The sequence below is a fragment of the Bacillus sp. YC2 genome (assembly GCF_019891195.1).
In the GTDB taxonomy this organism is placed as follows: domain Bacteria; phylum Bacillota; class Bacilli; order Bacillales; family Bacillaceae; genus Bacillus.
In genome coordinates, this window is sequence record NZ_JAHXDO010000012.1 from 95,125 (window position 1) to 105,652 (window position 10,528).

The 10,528-nt window shown below is 46.9% G+C and carries 12 protein-coding genes and 1 pseudogene; 5 read left to right on the forward strand and 8 right to left on the reverse strand.

Going from position 1 to position 10,528, the window contains the following annotated elements:
- Positions 1–43 precede the first annotated feature (43 nt).
- The 3 genes from KY305_RS16940 (at position 44) to KY305_RS16950 (ending at position 901) form a co-directional block, all read left to right on the forward strand.
- Positions 44–355, forward strand: coding sequence for a DUF3243 domain-containing protein (locus KY305_RS16940; RefSeq protein WP_214800431.1), 312 nt, complete (start codon positions 44–46; stop codon positions 353–355).
- An 82-nt stretch (positions 356–437) separates the two neighbouring features.
- Positions 438–593: a hypothetical protein gene (locus tag KY305_RS16945; RefSeq protein WP_214800432.1), complete on the forward strand. Its 156-nt coding sequence runs from the start codon at positions 438–440 to the stop codon at positions 591–593.
- A 179-nt stretch (positions 594–772) separates the two neighbouring features.
- Positions 773–901: a YflJ family protein gene (locus tag KY305_RS16950; protein ID WP_223063535.1), complete on the forward strand. Its 129-nt coding sequence runs from the start codon at positions 773–775 to the stop codon at positions 899–901.
- A gap of 48 nt (positions 902–949) precedes the next feature.
- Here KY305_RS16950 and KY305_RS16955 read toward each other — a convergent pair whose 3' ends face one another.
- Positions 950–1,612 carry an MOSC domain-containing protein gene (locus KY305_RS16955; RefSeq protein ID WP_223063536.1) on the reverse strand — a complete coding sequence of 221 codons (663 nt, stop codon included), beginning with the start codon at positions 1,610–1,612 and terminating at the stop codon, positions 950–952.
- Between the two features lie 66 nt (positions 1,613–1,678).
- Between KY305_RS16955 and KY305_RS16960 the strand changes: the two genes are divergently transcribed.
- Positions 1,679–1,951: an acylphosphatase gene (locus KY305_RS16960; RefSeq protein ID WP_223063537.1), complete on the forward strand. Its 273-nt coding sequence runs from the start codon at positions 1,679–1,681 to the stop codon at positions 1,949–1,951.
- Here the strand turns inward: KY305_RS16960 and nosA are convergent.
- The 6 genes from nosA to KY305_RS16990 form a co-directional block, all read right to left on the reverse strand.
- The gene (gene nosA, locus KY305_RS16965; RefSeq protein WP_223063538.1) at positions 1,945–3,036 is read right to left on the reverse strand and encodes a nitric oxide synthase; all 1,092 of its coding nucleotides are present in this window, start codon (positions 3,034–3,036) and stop codon (positions 1,945–1,947) included. The genes KY305_RS16960 and nosA overlap by 7 nt on opposite strands.
- 124 nt (positions 3,037–3,160) lie before the next feature.
- Positions 3,161–3,955, reverse strand: a complete 795-nt coding sequence (locus KY305_RS16970; RefSeq protein ID WP_223063539.1) for an MBL fold metallo-hydrolase — start codon at positions 3,953–3,955, stop codon at positions 3,161–3,163.
- A 51-nt stretch (positions 3,956–4,006) separates the two neighbouring features.
- Positions 4,007–5,305, reverse strand: a complete 1,299-nt coding sequence (gene citM, locus KY305_RS16975) for an Mg(2+)/citrate complex secondary transporter CitM (protein ID WP_223063540.1) — start codon at positions 5,303–5,305, stop codon at positions 4,007–4,009.
- 195 nt (positions 5,306–5,500) lie between these two features.
- The gene (locus tag KY305_RS16980; protein ID WP_223063541.1) at positions 5,501–6,463 is read right to left on the reverse strand and encodes a tripartite tricarboxylate transporter substrate binding protein; all 963 of its coding nucleotides are present in this window, start codon (positions 6,461–6,463) and stop codon (positions 5,501–5,503) included.
- A 12-nt stretch (positions 6,464–6,475) separates the two neighbouring features.
- Positions 6,476–7,156, reverse strand: a complete 681-nt coding sequence (locus KY305_RS16985; RefSeq protein ID WP_223063542.1) for a response regulator — start codon at positions 7,154–7,156, stop codon at positions 6,476–6,478.
- On the reverse strand, positions 7,153–8,757 hold the full coding sequence (locus KY305_RS16990; protein ID WP_223063543.1) for a sensor histidine kinase: 1,605 nt from the start codon (positions 8,755–8,757) through the stop codon (positions 7,153–7,155). The genes KY305_RS16985 and KY305_RS16990 overlap by 4 nt, the downstream gene beginning before the upstream one ends.
- Before the next feature lie 334 nt (positions 8,758–9,091).
- On the opposite strand from KY305_RS16990, the pseudogene KY305_RS16995 reads away from it, so the two are divergent.
- Positions 9,092–9,654: pseudogene (locus KY305_RS16995) on the forward strand (response regulator); the annotation flags it as partial.
- A gap of 66 nt (positions 9,655–9,720) precedes the next feature.
- Here KY305_RS16995 and KY305_RS17000 read toward each other — a convergent pair.
- On the reverse strand, positions 9,721–10,528 hold an 808-nt coding region (locus KY305_RS17000), incomplete at its 5' end, for an exosporium glycoprotein BclB-related protein (RefSeq protein WP_223063544.1).

Consider the following 10,528-nt stretch of genomic DNA (forward strand, 5'->3'; position numbering starts at 1 on the left):
TCCGAAACAGGTATACAACAACTAACCCGAAGGAGGGAGACGCATGAAAAAAGACAAAGAAAAAATTCAAATTGAAAACGAGATACACGCCATGCACGGCGTGACGAAACAGCAGATATTAGAGGATTTTGAGGAATTTAAGGCATACTTGCACCAGAAAATTTCTGTCGGCAAAAAAATAGGCTTAGATGACAGTAAAATTACCAAAAGCGCCGCCATCCTCGGGGACTATCTCGCAAAGCACGAGGAGCCCCATAATGCGGAAGAAAAGTTATTACAGGAGCTGTGGCGGATTGCGGATGAAAACGAAAAACAGCATTTGGCGCAGCTTTTAGTCAAACTTGCCGGGCACTGATGACAGTGTCCGGCTTTTTATGCTCCTTTACAAAAGATGTGCTACACTGGACATATGTCTGTGAAAGGAGCCATTTCTCAACATGTGGTTTATTATCTTCGGATTGATTTTCTTTATCGAAAGCATCATTCTGACCGTTTACGGGGTTAAGAAAAAGAAAGGGCTGCTGATTTATTTCGGCATCGTTTTCGGCATTATGACTCTCGGTACGGTGCTGTTAAAATTAACCGGTCATTAAGCATGAAAAGACAGTCCTTCACATATATATGTAAGAAAGCTTACCGTCTCTGAATCGAAAGTCTCAGTTTTTGCCTCATCCCTTTTCAGCGTCTTTTTATAGATGTTACAATGCCAAAAGTTTGGCAAAAACTGAAGAAACTCTCCTGAACGGGAGAGCGGGGAAAGGAGTTTTCTGACATGCATTATGGCAGTAAAGGCTGGTATGTAGCAGAATTAAAGAAAAAAGGGATTACTGAGTATGAAGGAAGAAAGCTTCAAAGCTTTAAAACCTATTTTCTTGCCAATCTGCTGAAAACGAAAAAATAATCATAACGTGTGTAAGCCGTGCTTTTTTAACAGCACGGCTTTTTTCATTTATATTTCGAGCAGCCTGGCCCTTTTTTTCAGAAAGGATGCCCTCCAGCTTTCTGACAGCGCCTCTTCCCTTAATATCTCTTCAATTGCAGACAGATTATGTTTATCACGGTAGTTCACTTCGTTCGCATACCAAACGGAAATGCCTTCTTTCCCTCTGGACAGCCGTTTCAGCTCAGGACGGGGATCGACGCGCCCTTCTTGAAGCACCCTGAAATAAAAGCCGGTAAAGCCCGTCTTCTGGACTTGGAGCACCATGTCCTTTACTTCATATTTCAGCGCGAGCTTGACACAGGGCTGGCGCGGCTGGCTCACTTGGACAACCGCTTCGCCCAGCTGAAATACATCGCCGATCCACACATCTTGCTCCGGCAGCCCTTTTACCGTTACATTCTCGCCAAATGCGGCAGCCGGAAGTTTTCTTCCCAAGGCGTTTTCCCAATAGGGGTAATGCTCGGCCGGATACACACAAACCGCTTTATCAGGACCGCCGTGATGCTTCAGATCGGCTTGTCCGTCTCCTTCGAAATGCGTTTTCCGCAGCATCACGGGCGAGTCCGCCGGACGCTTGACGATGCCGGATTCAACTTGCTTGCCGGCGAATTCATGAAGCTCGGGTTTTCCGAGATTGATAGATAATACAGAATAAGAAACAGGCTGCATCTCATTCACATCCTTTGCGAAAATAAAAAGCTTTCTTTATCATAGTTAGAAAAAGGTGGTTTTTCCATGCTTCAATATCGTATGATCGCAGACGGCCGGGTTCAGGGTGTAGGTTTTCGGTATTTCGTACAGATGGAAGCTGACAAACAAAAGTTAGCCGGCTGGGTCAAAAACCTCGATGACGGACGTGTCGAAATATTGGCTGAAGGCCCTGAAGAATCTTTAAAAACCTTTGTCAGGGCCGTCAGAAAAGGGAGCCCCTTCTCAAATGTCACAAACGTAACAGTCACAGAATCACGCAAACTTGAAGGGTACCGCACCTTTACAATCAGTTACTGATAAGGTTTATCCTGATAAAAATAATTCGGTTTCACAATCGTATTGTCATACGATTTGTGGAAGATGTGGGTGGAGGCCGGCGAGATCGGCGGAATCAGCCAAGTCCAGTCCCCCGTCAGTTTTCTGCCTGCGTCTTGCTCCTGTTCTTCAAAACGCTTAAATTGATTCGCCGCCGTATGATGATCCACAATACTGACACCGTGCTTCTTATAAGAATAGAGCACCGCCTTATTCAGCTCCACAAGAACCTGATCCTTCCACAGATCGGTGTTTAAATCAGATGAAATGCCTATGACTGAAGCGATTTTTTTCAGCATATCGTATCGTTTTTCATCAGCGAGATTCCGCGCGCCGATTTCGGTTCCCATGTACCACCCGTTAAAAGGCGCAGCGTTGTAAACCAATCCGCCGATTTCCAGCTTCATATCAGCGATGATCGGCACGCCGTACCACTTTAAATTTAAATTAGCGATGGCTTCGATTTCCGGATGTGTGATCGGCACTTCTTTCACCAGTGACTCGGGCAGCTCATACCAAACAGGCTGCTCGTCCCCTTTCATCCGGAAAAGCAGCGGTAAAATGTCAAAATCAGTCCGCTTTCCGCGCCAGCCGAGCTTTTCACAAACAGCAGTCAGCGCGGCTGAAGCAGGGTCGCCGATTCTTCCCTCTTCCGTCTCGTACCCCGCATAGCGGATCAGCTGATGATTCCAAATTTCAACCTGTTTTTCGCCATGACGTTCAGGGGGGAAAATAGTGATCGTCGGTTTTATTTTTCCGTCATTTGTCGCTATTTCAATGTGTTCGAATAAGGCGTCACGCACCTCTTCTTTCGTCTTCACGCCGCGTTTGTCAATGACATTCAGCGATTGCCAGAACAAACGTCCGATACAGCGGTTGCTGTTCCTCCACGCCATTTTTGCCCCGTGTGCAAGCTCTTCCGGCGTATGGACATAACTTCCCGTCCGTTCTATTTCATCTTTAATTGCGTTAAGACGCGCATTGATCTGCGACTCTATTCCAAGCTCCCGATAGCAAACGTCTATAAACGCCTTTGCCTCATTCCAGAGTAATTCCGTATGTCTCAAAAAAACTCTCTCCTTCAATTCACATCTGCTTTTCATTGTATCGTTTTTAGGAGTGAACACAATGGTTTTTTTGTATCATACTGGAAAGACAGCAGAAAAAACACCTATGATAAACGCAGGTGTTTTACAAAACGGAGTGAAGTTTTTTTGCTAATATAAGCAAATCCTCACGGTAGTTTTTTCCCGTCATCGGTATCCCGTGCCCCGTGAGGAGTGCTTCCGGTTCAAGCTCCGCCAGCTTCTGAACGGACGCGGCGGCCGTCTTTGTATCAATCGTAAAGTAAGCGGGCGGCCCGTGAAGCTCCTGTTTTTGAATGACAACGTCTGCAAGCGATTCCTGTTCGACAGTGATCACGGCATCGCCGGCAAGGAGGACACGGTCTTTCTCTCGAAATAAAGAAATATGGCCGGGCGTGTGGCCGGGGGTATACACCCATTTCCACTCTTTCAGAAACGGGACGGAGCCGTCCGGCGGCAGCGTTTGAACGTTGGGGATCTGAATCGCATGACGCGGAAAAAGCGGCGACAGCTTCGCGACAAGTCCTTTTTTAGCATCCGGCTTTGCAGGCGGATAATCCGCTTTCCCCGTGACGTACGGCCGCTCCTTCTCATGAATGTAAACCGGCACATCCCAAAGCTTCAGTAACTCTTCAATAGCTCCCACATGGTCAAAATGGCCGTGTGTCAGAATGATGGCTTTCAGCTGATAATCGGCGCCGAACAGCCGTTTTGCTTCTTTTGTTATCATATCCTCAGATTGCGGCATTCCCGTGTCAACTAAGATCACTTCATTTGGAGCAGCGGGATTTTCAATAAAATAGACATTCACAATTTGCACGGTCAGCCCGTGAACGCCTTCTGCAGCTTGAAAACCGGCACCGCTTCTGACCGAAAAGAGCGGCATAAACGGATCACTCATCATGGCACCTCCTATGATGCCTTTAGTGTGTGACGATCCGCTTGTTTTATGTTAAGAAATCGTGATCGAACCGATGATAAGCGCACACGCCGTCATCACAATTACAGCGAGAACCGCCCATTTCATCGCAAATTTCTGGTGCTCGTCAATGGATACTCCGACAAGCCCGCATAATAAATGCGTAGACGGCACGAGCGGACTGAGCATATGAATCGGCTGGCCGATGATAGAAGCCCTTGCAATCTCCACCTTGTCTACACCGTATGCCACGGCGGTTTCTGACAAAATGGGAAGCACGCCGTAAAAATACGCGTCATTCGGCATCAAAAAGGTGAAAATGCCGCTCGTTAAGGCCACAATCGCCGGAATAAACCCGCCCATTTGCTCCGGAATGAGCGATACGAGTGAAATGGCCATTTCATCAACCATCTTCGTGCCCGTTAAAATTCCGGTAAACACACCTGCCGCAAAAATCATGGAACCGATCGCCAGCACATTGCTGGAATGGGCTGATATGCGATCCCTTTGATCAGTAAGCTTCGGATAATTCACAATCAGCGCGACACAAAATGCAATCAAAAAGAGCACCGTCAAATTCACTTTTCCGGAAACTAAAAACCCGACTAAAGAAAGCGTTAACAATAAGTTGAACCACCATAATTTCGGCCGCTTCCATTCATCCTCCGCTGCCGCTGCGGTTTCATTTGTATGAGACGGCAGCTTCAGTTCAATGACGCCAAGGCGTTTCCGCTCAGCTCTTCCAAGCACATATGCAACCGCGATCATGCAAATCATGCCGCTGGCAATGACCGGAAGCATCGGCCCTGTCAGTTCAGCCGGGTCCACCCCAAGCGCACTCGCCGCGCGCGGCGTCGCTCCGCCCCATGGAATCGTATTCATGATCCCCATGCCGACGCCGGCGATTCCCGCTAAAATGATCGGACGGATTCCGAGCATTACATAAAGAGGCAGCATTGCGCTTGTGGTGATCATATACGTCGTTGAGCCGTCGCCGTCGAGCGCGACAAGCATTGTCAGCACGGCGGTCCCGACGACAATTTTTAACGGATCGCCTTTAACAAGCTTTAAAGTACGGGCAACCATCGGATCAAATAAACCGGTGTCAATCATAATACCGAAATACAGAATCGCAAACATAATCATGACCGCAATCGGCGCGACCTGTTCAATACCTGAGATCATCATCTCGCCGACCCGATGAAATGAAAATCCGGCGATTAGTGCAAAGATGATCGGTGTCAATACAAGCGCTGTTAAAACCGAGAGCCGTTTTGTCATGATCAGGACCATAAAGACAAACATCATAAGAAAGCCTAAGATTGCTAACACATTATGTCCCCCTTATTATGAATACGCTTACATTTTAAAGGCCCGATTCCCCTCTATCCTGCCTTTTTGTCATCTTATGAAATTTAGATATTGAAGTAAATATTTTGGATTTTAAAGATTTTTAATTTTTTATAACCTTTTTGTTCTTTTTGTCCATTCACAAATCAAAAAAGCATTCCGCTTGCTGCAGAATGCTCAGTTTTCACTGCTCATCATTTCTTTATAAAACTCCGTTTGCTCTTCTAAAAAACGTTTTGCACCGCTGCTGTTTTTATAAAAGCTTTCCCAATCCTGCCTTTTCATCATTCGCTTCCACTCTTCCGATGAGACAACTTTTTTCAAAGCCTGATCCCAATAGGCAATTTCACCTTCTGTCATCCCTTTCGGCCCCATGATGCCTCGCCAGTGCGCGAAGACAAACGGCACCCCCTGCTCTTTCCAAGTCGGAATATTGCTAAAGCCTGAGAGCCTTTTGTCAGATGTGACGGCCGCTAACGTGATATCGCCTTTTTTATAGGAGTCTCTCGCTTCTGAGATCGTCATTGATGCGGCATCTATGTCGTGCCTGATGAGCGCTTTAATGACATCCTTACTGCTTCCGTATTGAAAAAAGCGGATATCAAACGCAGAAATGCCCGCCATTTCTGCGGCTCTGGCAAAGGAAAGCTGATCATCATTTCCAAGCCCCGGCGCAAAGCCGATTCTTACGGCGCCGGGATGTTTCTTCATTTCATCCAGCAGCTGTTTTCCGCTTTTGATCTTTGAATCTTTCGGAAGAGCGACAGTCTGCCATTCCTTTGCAATAATCGCTAATGGGGTAAAATCGGCGGCCTTCAGCCGGCTTTGTCCCAGAATTTCATTGCTCAGAAGCAGGCTTGAGTTCATACTGACGATATTCGTTTTTCGTTCGTTTACATATTTCCAGCCGCTGTCGCCGCCTCCGCCCGGTTTGTAGACGATCTTTACCGGCCGTCCTAAAATATCTTCGTGCTTGATTACCGATTGCACGGCTTTTGCCGTTGCGTCCCATCCCCCTTGGGGAGCAGCCGGAACGACAATCTCAATCGGCCCGCCGGCTAAATGGATGCTCGCAGTTTTTCGTCCGTCAAAAGAGACCAGTACCGTTACCATGATGAGAAGCAATCCCAACCGCTTCATTTCTCCCATCCCTTACTCATTTGCTAAATAATACTTCCGTTCCGGTCTGCCGATAATGCCGTACTCCAATTCAGCGAGCGCTTCTTCTTTGGAAACGAGGAACTCGGCGTAACGCCGCGCCGTTGTCCGGGACGCCCCCATTTTTTCGCCCAGCTCTTCGGCCGTCATCCCCTTTTGAGCCGTGCGGAGCGCTTCTTTTATTTTCTGAAGTGTGATCGAATTAATCCCTGTCGGCAGATCATGGAGCTGTTTTTGTTCTTTCGCGTCACTTCCAAAATACATATCAACAACGGATTGGCTCAGCTCCGGTTGTGAGAGCAGCCATTCTCTTTTCTCACGATATTGCAGAAGCACTTGTGTAAATTTATGAGCTGAGACCGGTTTAATCAAATAATGAGAAATGCCCGATCTAAGCGCTTCTTGCAGCAGCCGGGTTTCGGTCGCCGCGGTAATCACGATAATATCAACGGAAGGAAACCGGCGGCGGATCAGCGGAAGCAAGACGGTGCCAAGCTCGTCAGGCATATAAATGTCCAAAAGCAGCAGATCCGGCTTTTGTTTCTCAAGTAACGCCATAGTGTCTTTTGCGTTTACGGCTTTGCCGATGACATTGAATCCATCGAGATGCTCGATAAATTTTTCATGGATTTGCGCTATTCGAAAGTCGTCCTCCGCAATCGCGATGTTAATCACATGGATTCCCCCTTGTGCCTTTCTTTCGGTATAAATACTGTAAATACTGCGCCGCCGCTTTTTTGATTGGAAATTTCGATCCACCCTTGTAATTCATTGACGGCTTCCTTCAGGTTGGCTAAACCGTAACCTCTCTTCGTTCCCTTTGAAGAGTACCCTTTTTGAAAAATGGTTTGTATTTTATCCGGCGGCACGCCGTCACCTGAGTCCGATACTTCTATGACGATATCCCTGCCGATATCGGTAATGAAAAAGGAGACCTTTCTCACCTTTTTTTCAGCTACGGCTTCGAATGCGTTATCGATTACATTTCCGATGATGGTAATCATCTGGGAAGAGCCTACATGCTTTGGCAGCGATTCCAAAAAACTGTTTTCATCAATGGACAGCTGCACTTTTTTCTCAGAGGCCTTTCCCATTTTTCCTAATAATATGGCTTGGACCCGCTGTGAATGAATGTTTTGAAACAGGATTTCATGCTGCTCATTTTGAATGGCGTACTCTTCTTTGATCAGCTCAATGGCTTCATCGTATTCTCCAAGCTCCAGCAGACCGAGTATGGCATATAGCTTATTGGAAAATTCATGCGTTTGCGCACGCAGATCCTCTGAGTATTTTTTCATCTCAGTCAGCTTGCCGATCAGTTTCTTCAGCTCTGTTTTTTCACGGAAGCTTATAACCGCCCCATAATCTTGCCCGGCCTGGCTCATTTTTTTGATGTTCAATATCAATACTTTATCACCGCCGCGAACCTCCTGATTCGGCGCCGCTTCTCCTCCTGCCAAAACCGGCATCAGCTTTGCGTCAGGCATGATGTCTTCTATATGCCGGCCGACCAGCGGCATGGGAAGCTTCAGCATGTCGGCGGCGGATAAATTCATCATCGTTACCGCACCGTCTTTGTTCACGGCGATAATCCCTTCTTTTATGGCAAGAAGCATCGCATTGCGCTCTCTGTAGAGCGATGCTATTTCATGCGGTTCAAGGCCGAGTGTATCTTTGCGGATACTTTTTGCGAGCGCAGCCGCACCTCCGATTCCGATGAGGAGCACCAAACATGCAAAATAGCTTAAATTCCATAGATGCTCCTTGATTCCTTTTTCAATCTCATCTTGTAAGAATTCGACCGTTACCGTGCCGACGACTTCGTTATGATCCTGTTCTTCCAAAATAACCGGCGCGCTTCCCCTCACGGCCTTCATCCCGTCTGATACGGGTGATCCGCCGAACATGACGGTTTTATTTTGCAGCTTTTGATTCCCGTCAGGAATGCTGCTGCGGGCGGAATGAAATGTGACGTTTCCCTTTTGATCAGTAATATAGACGGCATGCGCGCCTGCCTGCTCTTTCATTTGCTCTATTACGTCTAAATTCTGAAAAGCATGTTTATCCGCAAGCTGAAAGGCCTCTTTTACAGGCGGCATGTATGAAATGGTTTTGGCCGTTTGTACCGCCAGCTGTTCAGCCTGCTTTTGGCCTTCGTTTAATTGCTGAAAAGCAAAAATGACAGTAAGAGTACCGATAACAAGTATTAATAAAGCCGCGATTAAACCGGCTATTTTCATTTGCAGAGAGACATAAAACCGTTTCTCTTCTATCACAGCACCAGCCGTCCTTTCTTCCTAAAATCATACCATTTTTTAAATCATTTATTTCTCATTCTTGAGAATTTTCGTGATCTTTTTCTCTTGTGATTTCTTTCGAAAGATGCAGATAGGTATAATTTTCCTCCAAGGAGATAAGAAGGCTGAATCTTTTATAACCGCTGCTCAAATTGATTCTTTACCGGAAGCAAAGGGCGGACTTCCTAGTTCGCAACCCGGACAGAAAATGCCGGATATTTCTTTGAGCACGCCTTATTATTCTGAAAACATTGATGCTCCAAAGATTCTGATTGTCGATGATAATATAGAGAGTTTAAAAATTTTAACTGATATGCTTGAAGGTGTTCCTTATAACGTAGTTGCAGCAAAAACTGGCAAAAAGGCACTTCAAGCTGTCTCTTCCTCGAAGCTTGATTTGGTGATATTAGACTTGATGATGCCCGATATGACGGGTTTTGAAGTCTGTACAAACATCCGTGAAAGATTCAGCATGGTCGATCTGCCGGTTCTGATCGTTACGGCAGCCATTAGCCATGACAAATACAAGGCTTTTCATGCCGGGGCAAATGACATTTTACAAAAGTCTTATCATTACTCTGAATTTAACGCGCGTATTAAAAATATACAGCTCACCAAGCCACAAATTTGGAAATGGCATTTCTTCAGTCGCAAATCAAGCCTCCCTTTCTTTACAATGTATTAAATACGATAATCGCTCTCAGCCATTTGGATATTGAAAAAGCACGGGAAATCCTTTTTGATATCGACCAGGACATTGACTTCAGCCTTCCGCCTTTAATGATTCAGCCATTGGTGGAAAACGCCGTTCATCACGGTATCAGCAAGAAAAGAGACGGCGGATGGATTAAGCTGACAGCAAAAAAAACAAAAAAGCTTGCAGAAAGTAAGCATATCTTCTCTGCAAGCTTAGATGATCCAAACCAGTCCGGCCGCCCTCACTTAAGTAATCGTAACCCCTGCACTTGCATAACCGGCTACTGTGTTAATAAGGGAAAGACCTGTTGCAGTGGCGGAAAACACCATTAACAACCGGGTTTGCGCTGTTATCGGTATATTTAATCCTGTCGTGATTCCATTGCTGATATTGCCTATAGATAATATGCCGGTAAGAGAAGGCGCCAGGGTGACGATTGCCCCTGGGATAGGTGTGAACGTATTGTTCGGAACAGTTGAACTATATAATTGTGCCGTTATAGTGACTGTCGAACCGACTAGTGATAAAGCGGCGGTGGTACTGAAATATCCGGCGATTGAGGTAATCGTTCCGCTTCGCGGAGCTGAAAAAGCAAAGTTAAGAAGCGTTCCTCCAGCCCCGGTAAGATCGATAGCGCCTCCCCCTCCGACAGCAACCCCCGTTACAGAGTTGCCGAATCCGACAAGACTGACAGTCCCGATTAACCCGCCGGCAATGGTTGTCACGGCAGTAGGAAGGCCTGATGCATAAGGGATGATTGCCCCCGATCCGGTGGCTCCTGTTACTCCTGTTGCTCCGGTTGCTCCGGTTGCACCGCTATCTCCTGTTATTCCAGTCGCTCCGGTTACTCCCGTTGCCCCTGTTGCTCCGGTATCTCCTGTCGCTCCGGTTACTCCTGTTACTCCTGTCGCTCCCGTTGCACCGGTATCTCCTGTTACTCCGGTTGCTCCTGTCACCCCAGTTGCTCCCGTTACTCCGGTATCTCCCGTGGCTCCGGTTGCTCCTGTCACCCCAGTTGCTCCCGTTACTCCGGTATCTCCCGTGGCTCCGGTT